12 protein-coding genes are annotated in these 16595 nt (G+C 74.7%); 7 read left to right on the top strand and 5 right to left on the bottom strand.

Annotation, left to right across the window (positions count from 1 at the left end):
* A complete protein-coding gene (locus tag KME80_RS36690; RefSeq protein ID WP_219511721.1) occupies nt 1-597 on the bottom strand; it encodes an SACE_7040 family transcriptional regulator in 597 nt (198 codons plus the stop codon).
* Between the two features lie 64 nt (nt 598-661).
* On the opposite strand from KME80_RS36690, the gene KME80_RS36695 reads away from it, so the two are divergent.
* From KME80_RS36695 to KME80_RS36720, 6 genes are read left to right on the top strand one after another with little or no spacing between them, the layout of a single operon-like run.
* A complete protein-coding gene (locus KME80_RS36695) occupies nt 662-2230 on the top strand; it encodes a carboxyl transferase domain-containing protein (RefSeq protein WP_219511723.1) in 1569 nt (522 codons plus the stop codon).
* A gap of 2 nt (nt 2231-2232) precedes the next feature.
* Nucleotides 2233-4191: an acetyl/propionyl/methylcrotonyl-CoA carboxylase subunit alpha gene (locus tag KME80_RS36700; RefSeq protein ID WP_219511724.1), complete on the top strand. Its 1959-nt coding sequence runs from the start codon at nt 2233-2235 to the stop codon at nt 4189-4191.
* Nucleotides 4188-5099, top strand: coding sequence for a hydroxymethylglutaryl-CoA lyase (locus KME80_RS36705; RefSeq protein WP_219511726.1), 912 nt, complete (start codon nt 4188-4190; stop codon nt 5097-5099). Before KME80_RS36700 ends, KME80_RS36705 begins: the two co-directional genes overlap by 4 nt.
* Before the next feature lie 2 nt (nt 5100-5101).
* Nucleotides 5102-6238 (top strand): acyl-CoA dehydrogenase family protein, encoded by a 1137-nt coding sequence (locus KME80_RS36710; RefSeq protein ID WP_219511735.1) that lies wholly within the window; start codon nt 5102-5104, stop codon nt 6236-6238.
* A gap of 57 nt (nt 6239-6295) precedes the next feature.
* Nucleotides 6296-6730, top strand: a complete 435-nt coding sequence (locus KME80_RS36715) for a GNAT family N-acetyltransferase (protein ID WP_219511737.1) — start codon at nt 6296-6298, stop codon at nt 6728-6730.
* 57 nt (nt 6731-6787) lie between these two features.
* A complete protein-coding gene (locus tag KME80_RS36720) occupies nt 6788-9673 on the top strand; it encodes a helix-turn-helix transcriptional regulator (RefSeq protein ID WP_219511738.1) in 2886 nt (961 codons plus the stop codon).
* Between the two features lie 21 nt (nt 9674-9694).
* Here the strand turns inward: KME80_RS36720 and KME80_RS36725 are convergent, their stop codons facing one another.
* The 4 genes from KME80_RS36725 to KME80_RS36740 form a co-directional block, all read right to left on the bottom strand.
* Nucleotides 9695-12091: a hypothetical protein gene (locus KME80_RS36725; protein ID WP_219511740.1), complete on the bottom strand. Its 2397-nt coding sequence runs from the start codon at nt 12089-12091 to the stop codon at nt 9695-9697.
* A gap of 71 nt (nt 12092-12162) precedes the next feature.
* A complete protein-coding gene (locus tag KME80_RS36730; protein ID WP_308126080.1) occupies nt 12163-13104 on the bottom strand; it encodes a carbohydrate kinase family protein in 942 nt (313 codons plus the stop codon).
* Nucleotides 13089-14015, bottom strand: coding sequence for a pseudouridine-5'-phosphate glycosidase (locus KME80_RS36735; RefSeq protein ID WP_219511742.1), 927 nt, complete (start codon nt 14013-14015; stop codon nt 13089-13091). Before KME80_RS36735 ends, KME80_RS36730 begins: the two co-directional genes overlap by 16 nt.
* Nucleotides 14016-14134: 119 nt before the next feature.
* The gene (locus KME80_RS36740) at nt 14135-15058 is read right to left on the bottom strand and encodes a YeiH family protein (protein ID WP_219511743.1); all 924 of its coding nucleotides are present in this window, start codon (nt 15056-15058) and stop codon (nt 14135-14137) included.
* 517 nt (nt 15059-15575) lie between these two features.
* Here KME80_RS36740 and KME80_RS36745 point away from each other — a divergent pair.
* The gene (locus KME80_RS36745) at nt 15576-16466 is read left to right on the top strand and encodes a LysR family transcriptional regulator (RefSeq protein ID WP_219511747.1); all 891 of its coding nucleotides are present in this window, start codon (nt 15576-15578) and stop codon (nt 16464-16466) included.
* Nucleotides 16467-16595 lie beyond the last annotated feature (129 nt).

Below are 16595 nucleotides of genomic sequence, written 5' to 3' on the forward strand. Positions count from 1 at the left end.
TTAACGAGCGTTAACAGCGGCCTCCAGCGCCGCCCCGGCCATGGCGTGCAGCAGCGGGCGCATGGCCTCGCCCGGCAGCTCCCCGGCGCTGTGCGGCGTGGAGTTGAGCAGGCCGAACACCGCGTGCGTGGCGGCGCGCAGCCGGGCGGCCGGGCAGGCCGGGTGCAGCTCGGCCAGCACCGTCACCCACTCCTCCACGTACAGCCGCTGCAGCCGCCTGATCTGCCGCCGCTCCCGCTCGGGCACGTTGCCCAGCTCCCTGTCGTGCACGGTGATCAGCGCCGGCTGCTCGATGGCGAAGGTGATCTGCACGTGCAGCAGCGCGTCGAGCGTCTCGGCCGGGCCGGTCGAGGAGGTGACGACGGCCGCCGCCGACTCGCGCAGCCGGGAGCTGACGTCGAGCAGCATCTCCGCCAGCAGCGCCTCCTTGCCCGCGAAGTGCCGGTAGAGCGCCGGGCCCGAGACGCCCACCGCGGCGCCGATGTCCTCGATCGGCACGCCGTGGAACCCGCGTGCCGCGAACAGCTCTGCGGCGGCCCGGAGGATTTCCGCGCGCCTGTTTCCCCGATTGCGGGTAGGGGTCGGAGCAGTCGTCACGTCTCACATGCTAGACGATTACGTTAATGGTGACTAACATCGCGGCCATGACGAGAGGGGACACATGAGCGACTGGCCGGTGCTCAAGTCGGCCGCCGCCCCGGGGGCCGAGGCGTACAAGAGCAACGCCGAGCGCAACGAGCGGCTCGCGGCCGAGCTGCGCGAGCGCCTCGCCGCCGCCGCGCTGGGCGGCCCCGAGCGATCGCGGCAGCGTCACGTCTCGCGCGGCAAGCTGCTGCCGCGCGACCGCGTCGACGGCCTGCTCGACCCCGGATCGCGCTTCCTGGAGCTGTCGCCGCTGGCGGCCAACGGCCTCTACGACGACCAGGCGCCCGCCGCCGGGATCATCACCGGCGTCGGCCGCGTCTCCGGCCGCGAGTGCGTGATCGTGGCCAACGACGCCACGGTCAAGGGCGGCACCTACTACCCGCTGACCGTCAAGAAGCACCTGCGGGCCCAGGAGGTGGCGCTGCACAACCGGCTGCCGTGCCTCTACCTCGTCGACTCCGGCGGCGCCTTCCTGCCCAAGCAGGACGAGGTGTTCCCCGACCGCGAGCACTTCGGCCGCATCTTCTACAACCAGGCCACGATGTCGGCGCGCGGCATCCCGCAGATCGCCGCCGTGCTCGGCTCCTGCACCGCCGGCGGCGCGTACGTGCCGGCGATGAGCGACGAGGCGGTGATCGTGCGCGGCCAGGGCACGATCTTCCTCGGCGGCCCGCCGCTGGTGAAGGCCGCCACCGGCGAGGAGGTCAGCGCCGAGGAGCTGGGCGGCGGCGACCTGCACGCGCGCGTCAGCGGCGTCACTGACCACCTCGCCGAGGACGACGCGCACGCGCTGGCCATCGTCCGCGACATCGTCGCCACGCTCGGCCCGCGCGCCGAGCGGCCCTGGGACACCGTCGCCCCCGAGCCGCCGCGCCACGACCCGCGCGACCTGTACGGGCTGATCCCCGCCGACACGCGGCAGCCGTACGACGTGCGCGAGGTCATCGCGCGGCTGGTCGACGGGTCGCGCTTCCTGGAGTTCAAGGCCGAGTACGGCGCCACGCTCGTCACCGGGTTCGCCCATCTGCACGGGCACCCGGTCGGGATCGTCGCCAACAACGGCATCCTGTTCAGCGAGTCGGCGATGAAGGGCGCGCACTTCATCGAGCTGTGCGACCAGCGGCGCATCCCGCTGGTGTTCCTGCAGAACATCAGCGGCTTCATGGTCGGCAAGGCGTACGAGGCGGGCGGCATCGCCAAGCACGGCGCCAAGATGGTCACGGCCGTGTCGTGCGCGCGGGTGCCCAAGTTCACCGTGGTGATCGGCGGGTCGTTCGGGGCGGGCAACTACGCGATGGCCGGGCGCGCCTACTCGCCCCGGTTCCTGTGGATGTGGCCCAACGCGCGCATCTCCGTCATGGGCGGCGAGCAGGCCGCGAACGTGCTCACCACCGTGGGCGACGCCGACGCCGACGCGATCCGGGCCCAGTACGAGCACCAGGGCAACCCCTACTACTCCACCGCCAGGCTGTGGGACGACGGGGTGATCGACCCGGTCGACACCCGCACCGTGCTCGGGCTGGCGCTCTCCGCGGCGGCCAACGCGCCGCTCGACCCCATCGGCTACGGCGTCTACCGGATGTGATCATGGCTGACTCGCTGTTCTCTCGCGTGCTCGTCGCGAACCGGGGGGAGATCGCGCTACGGATCATCCGCACCCTCCGGAAGCTCGGCATCGGCTCCGTCGCGGTGCACACCGCCTCGGACCGGGACGCCCCGCACGTCCACGCCGCCGACATGGCCCTCCAGGTCCCGAAATATCTGGACATGGAGGCGATCGTGGAGGCCGCCCGCGCCACCGGCGCCGAGGCCGTCCACCCCGGCTACGGCTTCCTCGCCGAGAACGCCGCCTTCGCCCGCCTGTGCGCCTCGGCCGGGATCGTCTTCGTCGGCCCGCCGCCGGAGGCCATCGAGGCGATGGGCGACAAGATCCGCGCCAAGGCCACCGTGTCGGCCGCCGGGGTCCCCGTCGTCCCCGGCGCCGCGGAGCCGCACGACTCCCTCCTGGACTGGCCGCACTTCCCGGCGCTCATCAAGCCGTCGGCCGGCGGCGGCGGAAAGGGCATGGTCCTGGTCCGCTCGGCCGCCGAGCTGCCCGATGCCCTGGAGTCGGCCCGCCGCACGGCCACCGCCGCGTTCGGCGACGGCACGCTGCTCATCGAGCGTTACGTGGCCAACCCGCGCCACATCGAGATCCAGGTCTTCGCCGACGCCCACGGCGGCGTCGTCCACCTCGGCGAGCGCGAGTGCAGCCTGCAACGGCGGCACCAGAAGATCATCGAGGAGTCGCCGTCCCCCTTCGTCGGCCCCGGCCTGCGCGCCCGCATGGGCGCCGCCGCCGTCGAGGCCGCCCGCGCCGTCTCCTACACCGGCGCCGGCACCGTCGAGTTCATCGTCGACGGCACCACCGGCGACTACCACTTCATGGAGATGAACACCCGCCTCCAGGTCGAGCACCCCGTCACCGAGATGGTGACCGGGCTCGACCTGGTCGAGCTGCAGCTCCGCGCCGCCGCCGGCCAGCCGCTCCCGCTCACGCAGGACGACGTGCGCCTCCAGGGCCACGCGGTCGAGGCCCGCCTGTACGCCGAGGACCCGGCGCGCGGCTTCCTGCCCACCGGCGGCCGGATCCTCGCCCTGCGCACCCCCGAGGGGGTGTCCGTACGCGTCGACTCCGGCATCAGCGAGGGCGGCGTCGTCGGCACCGAGTTCGACCCGATGCTCGCCAAGGTCATCGCCTGGGCCCCGGACCGGGAGCAGGCGCTGCGGAGCCTGGACCGGGCGCTGGCCGGCACCGTCGTGCTCGGCGTCACCACGAACGTGCCCTTCCTGCGGTCGCTGCTCGCCCACCGCGCCGTACGCGACGGCGACCTCGACACCGGCCTCGTCGAACGCGCCCTGCCCGAGCTGGACCTCGACGCCCCCACGCCCCCCGAGGTGGCGGTCGCGGCGGCGCTGGCCTTCCACGACCGGCCGCGCGGCGCCGACCCGTGGGACGTCGCCGACGGCTGGCGGGTCGGCGAGCCCGCGTGGACCACCTGGCGCGTCGAGGCGCGCGACGGCGTCCACACCGTCCGGGTCAGCGGGCTGCCGCACGAGTCCGCGTACGTCCGCACCGGCGACGACGGCCCGGCCCAGCACGCGGTCCTCCGCGCCGACGGCTCCGGCCTGGAGGTGACCGCCGACGGCCGGACCACCCGGTACGAACAGGCCCGCGACGGCGACACGCTCTGGCTCGGCCGCGACGGCGCCGCCTGGGCGCTGACCCGGCACCGCGTCGGCGACCCCGGCGACCGGCCCGGAGCCGCGCTGGCGGGCGACGGCGTGGTGCGCAGCCCCATGCCGGGCACCGTCCTGGTGGTCAAGGCGCAGCCCGGCGACCGGGTCGCCGAGGGCCAGCCGCTGCTGATCGTGGAGGCGATGAAGATGGAGCACACCGTCACCGCGCCCCGCGACGGCGTCGTCGCCGAGCTGCCCGTGCGCGCGGGCCAGCCGGTCGACATGGACGCCGTCCTGGCCGTGGTCGCCGAGGAGGAGGAGCGATGAGCCCCGCCTACCCGATCGAGGGCCTGCCGAGGCAGGTCACCGTGTACGAGGTCGGCCCGCGCGACGGGCTGCAGAACGAGTCCGCGATCGTGCCCGTCGAGGTCAAGGCCGAGTTCGTGGACCGGCTCGCCGACGCCGGGCACAAGGTCATCGAGACGACCAGCTTCGTGCACCCCCGCTGGGTGCCGCAGCTCGCCGACGCCGAGGAACTGCTCGGCAAGCTGCGCCGCAGGCCCGGCGTCCGCTACCCGGTGCTGGTCCCCAACGAGCGCGGCCTGGAACGGGCGCTCGCCCACGGCGTCGAGGAGATCGCCGTGTTCGCCAGCGCCACCGAGACGTTCGCGGCCAAGAACCTCAACCGCGGCCTGGAGAGCCAGTTCGAGATGTTCGAGCCGGTCGTCGCCACCGCCGTCGAGAACGGGGTGCGGGTGCGCGCCTACGTCTCGATGTGCTTCGGCGACCCGTGGGAGGGCCCGACGCCCGTCAGCCAGGTGGTCGCCGTCGGCGAGCGGCTGCTCGGCCTCGGCTGCTACCAGCTCTCGCTCGGCGACACGATCGGCGTCGGCACCCCTGGCCACGTCGCCGCGCTCATCGAGGCGTTCGGCTCTCCGGACCGGCTCGCCGTGCACTTCCACGACACCTACGGCCAGGCGCTGGGCAACACGCTGGCCGCCCTGCGCGCCGGCGTCACGACCGTCGACGCCTCCACCGGCGGCATCGGCGGCTGCCCCTACGCCGAGTCCGCCACCGGCAACCTCGCCACCGAGGACCTGGTCTGGATGCTGCGCGGGCTCGGCATCGAAACCGGCCTCGACCTGGACAAACTCGTCTCCACCAGCACCTGGCTGGCCCAGCGGCTGGGCCGGCCCAGCCCGTCGCGCGTCGTCCAGGCCCTCTCGAAAGGCTGACCATGCTGACCCCTGAACACGAAGAGCTGCGCAAGACCGTCGAGGCGTTCGCGCGCGACGTCGTCGCCCCGGTGATCGGCGACTACTACGAGCGGGAGGAGTTCCCGTACGAGATCGTCCGTCAGATGGGCGCGATGGGGCTGTTCGGGCTGCCGATTCCGGAGGAGCACGGCGGCATGGGCGGCGACTACTTCGCGCTCTGCCTGGCGCTGGAGGAGCTGGCCAGGGTCGACTCCAGCGTGTCGATCACGCTGGAGGCGGCCGTGTCGCTGGGCGCGATGCCGATCTACCGGTTCGGCAGCCCCGAGCAGCGCGAGCGCTGGCTGCCGAAGCTCGCCTCGGGCGAGATGCTGGGCGCGTTCGGCCTGACCGAGCCGGGCGGCGGCTCCGACGTGGCCGGCGGCATGCGCACCACCGCCGTGCTCGACGGCGACGAATGGGTGATCAACGGGACGAAGGCGTTCATCACCAACTCCGGCACCGACATCACCGGCGTCGTCGGCGTGGCCGCCATCACCGGCGAGCGGGAGATCTCCACGATCCTCGTGCCGAGCGGCACCCCCGGCTTCACCGTCTCCAAGAAGTACTCCAAGGTCGGCTGGAATGCCTCCGACACCCGCGAGCTGTCCTTCTCCGACTGCCGGGTGCCCGCCGCCAACCTGCTCGGCGAGCGCGGCCGGGGCTACGCCCAGTTCCTGCAGACGCTCGACGAGGGCCGCGTCGCCATCGCCGCGCTCAGCGTCGGCCTCGCGCAGGGGTGCGTGGACGAGTGCCTGAAGTACGTGCGCGAACGGCGCGCGTTCGGCCACCCGATCGGCCACTACCAGGCCATCCAGTTCAAGATCGCCGACATGGAGGCCCGGGCCCACACCGCCCGCCTGGCCTACTACCACGCGGCCGAGAAGATGCTGGCCGGGGTGCCGTTCAAGAAGGAGGCGGCGATCGCCAAGCTCGTCTCCTCCAACGCCGCCATGGACAACTCCCGCGACGCCACGCAGATCTTCGGCGGCTACGGGTTCATGAACGAGTTCCCCGTCGGCCGCTTCTACCGCGACGCCAAGATCCTGGAGATCGGCGAGGGCACCAGCGAGGTCCAGCGGATGCTCATCGCCAGGCAGCTCGGCCTCGGCGACCTGTGAGACGGCGCTGACGTGGGGATTGGACGGGGCGTCGAGCAGGATCTAGGGTCACACGGCATGACGGCTGACGATCTTCTCATCCGGAGAGTCGAGGAGGCGGACGCGGACGAGGTGTTCGCGCTCGCGCGCGAGTTCGGGCTGACGTTCCGGCCCGAGCGCGACGCCTTCGACCGCGCGCTGCCCGCGCTGCTGCGCGACGACGACACGATGGTGCTGGCGGCCGTCGTCGACGGGCGGGTGCACGGCTACCTGCTGGGGTACGTGCACCTGACGCTGTTCGCCAACGGGCCCGTCGCCTGGGTCGAGGAGGCGATGGTGCGCAGCGGGAGCCGCAGGCAGGGCATCGGGCGGTCGCTGCTGGAGGAGTTCGAGACGTGGGCCAGGTCCCGCCAGGCCCGTTACGTGGCGATGGCGACCAGGCGGGCGCCGGAGTTCTACCACGCCCTCGGCTACGAAGCTTCCGCCACCTTCTACCGCAAGGTGCTCAAATGACGTGAAACCCAAGGTCCTAGAGGTAAAGCTGTCATAGCGGGATGGCATGCTTGGGGTGTGAGCATCCACACCGTGAGCCCCCAGTTCGTCGGGCGCGCCCGCGAGCTGGCCGCGCTACGCGGCGCGCTCGACGAGGCACGCGCCGGCGGGGCCTGCACCGTGCTCGTCGGCGGCGAGGCGGGGGTCGGCAAGACGCGGCTGGTCGGCGAGTTCACCGCCTCGGCCGGCGACGCCCTGACCCTCGTCGGCGGATGCATGGAGCTCGGCACCGAGGGCCTGCCGTTCGCCCCCTTCACCGCCGTCCTGCGCGACCTGGTCCGGCGGCTGGGCCGCGACGAGGTCGCCGCCCTCGTCCCCGGCGGTGACACGCGCGGGCTGGCCCGCCTGCTGCCCGAGTTCGGCCAGCCGGGCCCCGAAGGTCGCGAGGCCCGCGCCCGGCTGTTCGAGCAGGTGCTCGGGCTGCTGGAGCGCCTGGCCGAGGACCGCCCGGTCGTGCTCGTCGTCGAGGACGCCCACTGGGCCGACCGCTCCACCCGCGACCTGCTCTCCTTCCTGGTGCGCTACCAGCGCGGCGAGGCCCGCCTGCTCATCGTCGTCACCTACCGCTCCGACGAGCTGCACCGCGCCCACCCGCTCCGCCCGCTGCTCGCCGAGCTGGCCCGCGTCGGCTGGGTGACCCGGCTGGAGCTCGGCAGGCTCACCCGCAGGGAGGTCCTGGAGCAGGCCGCCGGCATCCTGGAGCGCCGCCCGTCGCCCGCCGACATGGACATGATCTACAGCCGCAGCGAGGGCAACCCGCTGTTCGTCGAGGCGCTGCTCGGCGACCCCGGCGGCGACACGCTCCCCGAGTCGCTGCGCGACCTGCTCCTGGCCAGCGTCGAACGGCTGCCCGACGAGACCCAGGAGCTGCTGCGGGTGGCCAGCGCGGGCGGCCAGCGCATCGAGCACGACCTGCTCGCCGCCGTCGCCGGCCTCGACGAGACCGCGCTCTCGGGCGCGCTGCGGCCCGCCGTCGCCGGCAACGTCCTCGTCGTCGACGGCGAGGGCTACGCCTTCCGCCACGCGCTCATCCGCGAGGCCCTGCACGACGACCTGCTGCCCGGCGAGCACACCCGCCTGCACACCCGCTACGCCGAGGCGATCAGCCGCGACCTGTCCATGCTGCCCGCGCCGCGCGGCGCCATCGAGCTCGCCCACCACTGGCACGCCGCCCGCGACAACACCTGGGCCCTCATCAGCGCCTGGGGAGCGGCCGCCGCCGCCCGCACCGCCACCGCCTTCGACGAGCAGCTCCGCATGCTGTCACGCGTGCTGGAGCTGTGGGACCGGGTGCCCGACGCCGCCGAGCGCATCGGCGCCCCGCACGCCGAGGTGCTCCGCCTCACCTCCGTCGCCGCCTACCAGGCCGGCGAGTTCGAGCGCGGCGCCGCCCTGGCCTCGGCCGCGCTGGAGGAGATCGACCGGCAGGCCGAGCCCGACACCGCCGCCCGGCTGCTGCGCCACCGCGGCCTCATCCGCTTCAGCCTGAGCCGCCCCGGCTACGTCGACGACCTGCGCGAGGCGGCCGGGCTGGTGCCCGCCGACCCGCCCACCAGGCTGCGCGGCCAGGTGCTGGAGACGCTGTCCCGGATGCTGACCAGGCCCGACCAACTGGAGGAGAAGATCTCGACCGCCCGCCAGGCCATCGAGATCGCCCGCCAGGTGGGCGACGACTCCACCCACGCCCACGCGCTCATCGACCTCACCTGGGCCCAGTGCCGCTACACCGACGCCGAGGGCCCCATCGCCGGGTTCGCCGAGGCGCGGCGCATCGCCGACCGGGCCGGCGCGTACTTCGCGGTGATGCGAGGCACCATCTCCGAGTCCGACGCGCTGGAGGGCGCCGGTCGCCACGAGCAGGCCGCTCAGGTGGCCCGCGAGGGCATCGCGATCGCCGAGCAGTACGGCCTGGCGCGCTCCTCCGGCACCTTCCAGGCGATCAACCTGGCCGAGCCGCTGTTCTCGCTCGGCCGCTGGGACGAGGCGCTCGAAGTCATCGAGCACGCCCTCGCCCTGCTGCCGCCCGCCCCGCACCAGGCCAGCCTCCAGGGCCTGGCCGCCGACATCGCGCTGGCCCGAGGGCAGGCCGACCGGGCCGAGGCGCTGGTGGCCTCCTCCCGCAAGGTGCTCTCACGCGGCGCGTTCCGCTCCCAGTCGGTGCTGCCGCACGCCTGCCGCGAGATCGAGCTGCTGGAGGCCCGGGGCCACCTCGACGAGGCACGCGAGGCCGCCGCGCGGGCGCTGCGCGAGCACGACCTGATGGACGACTCCCGCTACTCCTGGCACCTGCTCCTCACGCTCGCCCAGCTCGGCGGCCCGTTCCTGCCCGAGCTGCGCTCGACCGCCGGATGGGTCGCCGTCGAGGGCCGCCTCCAGCGGGCCCAGCGCCAGACCTTCCTCGCCCTCACCGGCCCCGCCCCCGGCGACGACGCCGAAGACACCGGCGCCTGGCGCCTGGCCGCCTGGCAGGCCGCCGCGTCCGCCTGGGCGGAGCTGAAACAGCCCTACGCCGAGGCCAGGGCGTCGCTGGGGGCCGCGCACGCCGCGCAGGCGCTCGGCGACCGGCAGGAGGCCACCGCCCGGCACGCCCGCGCCCGTGATCTCGCCGAGCGGCTGGCGGCGGTGCCGCTGCTGGACCAGCTCGACGCGTTCGCCCGCCGCGCCAGGCTGGCCGTCGCCGACGGCGCCGCCCCCCAGGGGCAGCCGCTCGGCCTGACGGCCCGCGAGGTGGAGGTGCTGGAGCAGGTCACGCGCGGACGCAGCAACCGGGAGATCGCCGCGGAGCTGTTCATCTCGATCAAGACGGTCAGCGTGCACGTCTCCAACATCCTGGGCAAGCTCGGCGCCTCCACCCGGGGCGAGGCCGCCGCCAAGGCCCACGCGATGCGCCTGTTCGACAGGTGACGCGGCTCGCGGGGGCCCGGCTCAGCCGGTGAGCTGGGCCTCCAGCCTGTAGCCGTCGACCGTCACGTACACCTGGTCGCCAGGACGGGCGTTCAAGCGCATGAGCACCGGCTGGAGCGAGTCGAACACCGGCTGGTGGCCCTGCCACACGAGCACGATGGCGTTGTCGCCGGGACCGGTGACCGACAGCAGCGTGCCCGGCCGCATGCCGAGCTGCGCCGCGTAGCCCTCCGGGACCGGCACCGGGCCGCCGCGCAGGTGCTCGGGCGTGACCTCGATGCGCTGCCAGCGGCGCGGGTCCGACGACGGGCTCGGCAGCGGGGGCGGCGGCGTCGACGGGGCGCCCGCCAGGCCGCCGCCGGGCAGCACCGGCGAACGGCCGCCCGACAGCGCCGAGAGCGTCGCCAGGGCCGCAGACGGGTCGATCGACCCGGCCGGGGCCGGCGGGATGGGCTGGCCGCCGCGATGGTGGTGGCCGTTCGCTCCCGGGGTACGGCGCGGCAGCGGCTGCGCCGGGGCCGAGGCCGCCGCGACCGGGTCGGCCGACTCCGACGGCAGCGCGTCCAGCCACGCCTTCGCCGAATGGGTGCGGATGCCGAGCTCCGCCAGCAGCTCCACCGGGTCGGCGTCCGGCGGGGCCGACGCCAGGAGCTGCCGGGTGCGGGCCTGGAGGCCGTGGATGTCGCCGACGACGAGCCAGCCGTCCTGCAGCCTGCGGTCGGGCATGAGCGTCACCAGCACCCGCCACAGCGGCGTGCGCAGGCTCGGCACCGTCACCGGGTGCGCCGGGTCGGCGCCGATCAGCTGGTCCTGTGTCGCCGCCGCGCCCAGCCACTCCGTCAGGCGGAACATGTGCCCGGTCACCGGGGCGGACTCCGACGAGCGCAGCCAGTGCAGCACCCGCTCCTCGGCGGTGCGCTGTGCCTGGGACAGCACTTCACGCTCGACCAGCATCTTGTGCGCCAGCGTGCGCAGGCTGACCGGGTCCTCGGCGAACAACCGGTGTACGGCGACGGCGAGTTCGAGCTTGTTGAGGCCGCGGAACAGGCCGTCCACGACCCGCACCATGGCGTGGTCGGTGTCGGAGAGCGCCGGGGTCTCCCGCGGGCGCGGCGCCCCCGGCCCGCCCTGCGGGGGACGGGACGCGGTGGGGCGCTGGGGGAGCGGGGTCCCGTTCTCGTTCACGGCGGGGAAGGAGCCGGTGCCGCGCTGGGGAGCGCTCTCCCCCACGGCGGGGAAGGACCCCGTACCGGGACCACCCGGGAACGCCGGGCCACTGGGGCCACTGGGACCGCCGGGGAGGGGCGTGCCCGGCTGCGCGGGGCCGCCCGCTTGCGGCGGGCCGGGGTTGCCCGGCTGCGGCGCCCCGCTCCCGGGCGCGCCCGGTTGCGTCGGCCCAGCCGCCGGGAAGGGGCCGCTGGTGGGGCTGCCCGGGAACTGGTCGCCGCCCACGGCGGGGAACGGGCCGCTGCCGGGGCCGGCCGGTGCGTTGCCGCTCGTGGCGGGGAAGGAGCCGGTGTTGCGGTCGGAGGAGCCGCCGTCGGGCGGGAGGGGCGCGCCCGGGGGGACGGCGCCGGGGGCGGCGGGCGCGGGGAACGGGCCGGTGCCCGTGGGGCCGCCTCCGGGCGGGAAGCCCGGCGCGGACGGGCCGCCCGGGTAGGCGGCGCCTCCCTGCGGGGCGGCCTCCCCCTGGGCGGCGAGAGGCGCGGGCGTCTGCGCGGGGGGCGGGCCGGACGGGCGCTGTCCCGGGTACGGCCCGGGGACGGGGCCGCCGGGGACCGGACCGCCAGGTACGGGACTGCCCGGGACCAAGCCGCCGGGGACGGGCCCGCTGGGAACGGAGCCGCCAGGGGTTCCCGGTGCGGGGCCGACGGCGGGTTGCGGGCCGGTGGCGGGTTGCGGGCCGACGGCGGGTTGCGGGCCGGTGGCGTCGCGGCGCTGCTGGACCGGGCGGGTGATCTCGGGCGACTGGACGGCGCGGGCCGCCGACTCGGGCTGGGCCGCCAGGTGGCCGAGCACCTCGCGGAACACCGTGCCCATCACCGCTTCGGGCGTCGCCGACGGCGTCTTCAGGTCGGCGGGCGACAGGCGGCGCAGCCGGTGCCAGCCGCCCAGCCCGGCGATGGCCGTACGGGCGGGTTCGGGCCAGCCGGAGAGCCCCGGGTCGACGGGGTGCAGCGTCAGCGCGGGCAGCAGATCGCCCAGCGGCAGGTAGTCCCAGCGGGACGAGGCGAGCAGCGCCAGCCGGTCACAGATCCAGTCGAGCCCGGCCGTGCCCAGGGCTCTGGTCAGCGCCTGCGAGGACCACCAGGCGGCGGGCAGGCGCGGGTCGGCCAGCGCCTCCGCCACCTGCTGCGGCCGGCTCCAGCGCAGGGCAGGGACCAGGTCGCTCAGGCAGATCGATGACTCGACTTCCATCGGCGGACCTTATCCTCCCCAGTGAACCACGTGGCGCATGTGACTGTTGGTGCAGCCTACGCGGCAAGCTATCAATCGGTGTGAATAGGGTAAAGACGCTTCACGTCCAAACCGTACCGTGGCCGACCGCCTACCAGGGCCACGCACTCCGCCCCCGCACGGCATCCCGCCTCCAGAGCGGCCCTTTCGCCCGCGCCGTCGAGCGTGGCCGCGAGGAACCCGGCGGCGAACGCGTCGCCCGCGCCGGTGGAGTCGATCGTCTCGGTGTCGGCCGGGCCCGCCTCGGCGACGACCTGCCCGCCCGTGGCCACGAGAGCGCCCTGGGACCCCAGCTTCACCACGGCGGTCCCGTACCTCTCGCTGAGCACCTCGGCGGCGCGCTCGGGAGTGGCGGCGCCGCTGAGGAGGAGAGCTTCGTCACGGTTCGGGAAGATCAGGTGGGCCAGTGCCGACTCGTGCAGGAATCGTTCGACGCCGAACTCGCGCAGCGGGTTCGTGGAGGCGGGGTCGACGCTGATGGCGACGCCGGCGGCGGCCGCCTTGGCCATGGCGAGCCGGGCCAGGCCCAGGCCGGGCTCGCTGAACAGCAGGTAGCCCGACACGTGCAGGCGGCCGACGCCGTCGAGCAGGGAGTCGTCCCAGTCGGCCTCGGAGATCAGGCCGCCCGCGCCCCGGTTGGTCAGCATGGAACGTTCGCCGGACTTGTCCACCATGGCGATGACGACGGCCGTCGGGTTGTCGGCGTCGATCCGGACGTACGGGCGGACGCCCGCCTTGGCCAGCTCGGCGATGTGCCATTCGCTGCTGTCGTAGCCGCAGCGGGCCAGCAGGCCCACGTCGGCTCCCAGGGTGGCGGCCCAGGCGGCCGTGTTGGCGCCGGAGCCGCCGGGGCGGAGCACGATGTCGGCGGCGATCTCGGAGGCCGACATGACGGGGGCGCCGTGCAGCGCCACCACGTCGGTCACCACGTCGCCGATGACCAGGAGCCCCTTGTGGCTCACGATCGCGACCACGCCAGGGCGATGCGTGACGCCAGTGCCGTGTTGCCGCGCACGGCGGCCAGGTTCGCCTCCAGGGACGCGCCGGACGTGCCGCGCACGAGGTAGCCGAGGAGGAACGGGGTGATCGCCTGACCCGTGACGCCGCCGGCCTCCGCGGCCGCCAGCGCCTCGGCCAGCACGCGGTCGTGCAGCTCCGGGTCGAGCTGCTGGTCGACGGGCACCGGGTTGGCGACGATGAGCGCGGTCTCCTGGCCGCCGAACGCGTCCTGGCCGCGCATGATCGCGGCGGCGTCCTCCGGCGACTCGATCCGCCACTCCACCGGCTGGCCCGACGAGTGCAGGTAGAAGCCGGGGAACGTCTCCGTCCGGTAGCCGGCCACGGTCACGCCGCGCGTCTCCAGGCGCTGCAGGGTCGCGGGCACGTCCAGGATCGACTTGACCCCGGCGCACACCACGGTGATGCGGGTGCGGGCCAGCGTGTCGAGGTCGGCCGACTCGTCCTGCTCCTCGGTCCAGCCGCGGTGCACGCCGCCGAGCCCGCCCGTGGCGAACACCCGGATGCCGGCCCGCGCCGCCAGGAACGACGTCGCCGACACGGTCGTCGCGCCGCTCGCCTTGAGCGCCGCCGCCACCGGCAGGTCGCGCTGGCCCAGCTTGCGCAGCCCCGACTCGGTGGCGATGCGCTCCAGCTCCACCTCGGTCAGCCCGATCCTGGCCACGCCGTCGAGCACCGCGATCGTCGCCGGCACCGCGCCGGCGGACCGGACGATCTCCTCCAGCTCCCGGGCGACCTCCAGGTTGCGCGGCTGCGGCAGCCCGTGGGAGATGATCGTGGACTCCAGCGCCACCACCGGCGCACCGGCGGCCAGGGCCTGGGCGACCTCGTCGGAAGGCTGGAGAAGGGAGTCGGCGGTGGCGCGCATGGTGGGTTTCTTGCTCCTCGGGTGGGTCCAGGCAGTGCCTAGGGTGAACGGCGTCTTTTGCAGACTTTGTTCCAAACTGAGCACGTTACGGCCGGACCGCTCGCACGTCCACTCGGAGATCAGATCAGCAGCGCCACACCCGCCAGCGAGACGCCCCCGACAAGCGCGGTGGCGATCCCGCCCAGCAGCACGGCCCGCCCGCCCTGGAGCAGTCTCCGTACGTCGATCCCGGTGCCCAGCCCGAACAGGGCGGCCGCCATCAGCATATTCGTCACCGAGGGCAGCTTCCGCGTCACGTCGTCCGGCACGACCCCGGTGGCCCGCACCAGCACCATCGCGAGGAATCCGGCCACGAACAACGGCACCACCGGCGGCCTCCTCCCCGCCCGGGGCCCGGAGCGCACGGACCGGCGAGCGGCGAGCGCCACCAGCGGCGCGAGCAGGATCACCCGGCCGAGCTTGACTGTGACCGCCACCGCCAGCACGCCTGTCGCCGCGCCGATCGCGGCGACCTGCGCCACCTCGTGCACCGCCGCGCCCGTCCAGATCGCGAGCTGCTCCCGCGACAGCCCCAGCCATGAGGCCACCAGCGGCACGACCACGATGGCCGCGCTCCCGTACAGCACCACCACGCTCAGCGCGCTCGCCGCCTCGTCGTCGTCGCCCCCCGCGCTGTCGCGCATGGCCGCGATCGCCGCCGCCCCGCAGATCGACACCCCGGTCCCCACCAGCAGCGACGTCCCCGGGCTCACGCCCAGGCGGCGGCCGATCAACGGCGTGAGCACGAACGTCACGCCCGTCGCCACCACCACGACCGCCATCGCCCGCCACCCCGTCGCCAGCAGCTGCGGCACCGAGATCTGCAGCCCCAGCAGCACGATCGCCACCCGCAGCACCCGCCGGGACACGAAGTGCAGCCCCGCCCGCGACGCGGCGCCCACCCCTCCCGCCGCGGCCAGCCCCGCCCCCGCCACCACCGCGACGACGGCCGCGCTGAACGCCGGCACCACCGCGTTCACCCCCATCGCCACCCCGGTCCCCACCGCCGCGACCCCCACCCCCGGCCCCAGCGTCCGGACCCGCGACCACCCCTCGGACAGGCGGCCCCCACGCGACCGGACCGCCCCCTCGGCCCGCGCCCGCCCCTGGCCGGCCGCCCCACCACCCGGCCGCACCGACCCCGCGGACCACCGGCGCGACCGGGCCCTCCGGCCCAAGCGCGACCCGTCCGATGCCCAGCTCGCCCGCGACCCGTCCGGCGACCAGCTCGTACGCGGCCCGTCCGGCGACCAGCTCGTACGCGGCCCGTCCGGCGACCAGCTCGTACGCGGCCCTTCCGACTGCCGGCTCCTACGCGGACCTTCCGGCTGCCGGTGCGCGCGGGAGGAGGGCGGGACGCCGGGCGACGGCAGGCGGACGGTTCGCGGGCGGTCGGGAACGGGATGTGACGAACCCCGGCGGGGGAAGCGGAAACGGCGGCTGAGCGGCATGGTCCCAGTCTTCGGCGGGCCGGCGGGCGCCGGTAGCCGTGGCTTGGGTGGGAGGTCATAGCCTGGGGCTATGAGTGAGCTGCCGGACCTCGCGTCGCTGAAACTGCTGGTCGACGTCGGAGAACTCGGCAGCCTGGGCCGCGCCGCCAAGGCGGCGGGCATCGCCCAACCCTCCGCGAGCAAGCGCATCGCCCACCTCGAACGCCGCCTCGGCCTGCCGCTCCTGGAGCGGACGCCGCGCGGGTCCACGCTCACCGCCGAGGGCCGCATGGTGGCCGGATGGGCCGCCGAGCTGGTGTCCGCCGCCCAGGAGCTCGTACGGGCCGCGCAGGCCGTCCGGCACGGGGCGGCGGCGCACCTGCGGGTCGCGGCGAGCATGACCATCGCCGAGTACCTGGTCCCGCGCTGGCTCGGCGAACTCCAGAACCGCGAACCCGGCGTGCCCGTCGGCCTCGACGTGGTCAACTCCGCCGACGTGGCCGCGCGGGTGCTGGGCGAGGAGGTCGAGCTCGGCTTCGTCGAGGGGCCGAACGTGCCGGACGGGCTGGCCAGCCGCGTCGTCGGCACCGACCGGCTCGTGGTCGTCGTCGCGCCCGGCCACCCCTGGACGCGCCGCCGCACCGCGCTGCGAGGGCCCGAGCTCGCCGGCACCCCGCTCGTCGTGCGCGAACGCGGGTCCGGCACCCGCGAGACGCTCGACCGGGCCTTCCGCGAACTGCGCCAGGCCAGCCCCCGGCTGGAGCTCGGCTCGAACTCCGCCGTCAAGGGCGCCGCCCAGGCCGGTGCCGCGCCCGCCGTCCTCAGCGGCTACGCCGTCGAGGCCGAACTCGCCACCGGCCGCCTCGTCGAGGTCCCCCTGGCGGGAATCAACCTCGTCCGTACCCTGCGCGCCGTCTGGCGCCAAGGCCGCCCCCTGACCCACCCGGCCGCCACCCTCCTCGCCATCTCCAGCCGCCCCTGACCCACCCCGCCCCACCCGCTGGCCGCCCGCCCTGGCCGCCCGCCCTGGCCGCCCGCCCCCGCCTCTGTCCCTCAGCACCATGTAGATCACGGTCAGCACGACGAACGCGTAGGTCAGGTACCGCTGCAC

Origin of the sequence: Nonomuraea ceibae (assembly GCF_019396325.1) — a bacterium.
In the GTDB taxonomy this organism is placed as follows: domain Bacteria; phylum Actinomycetota; class Actinomycetes; order Streptosporangiales; family Streptosporangiaceae; genus Nonomuraea; species Nonomuraea ceibae.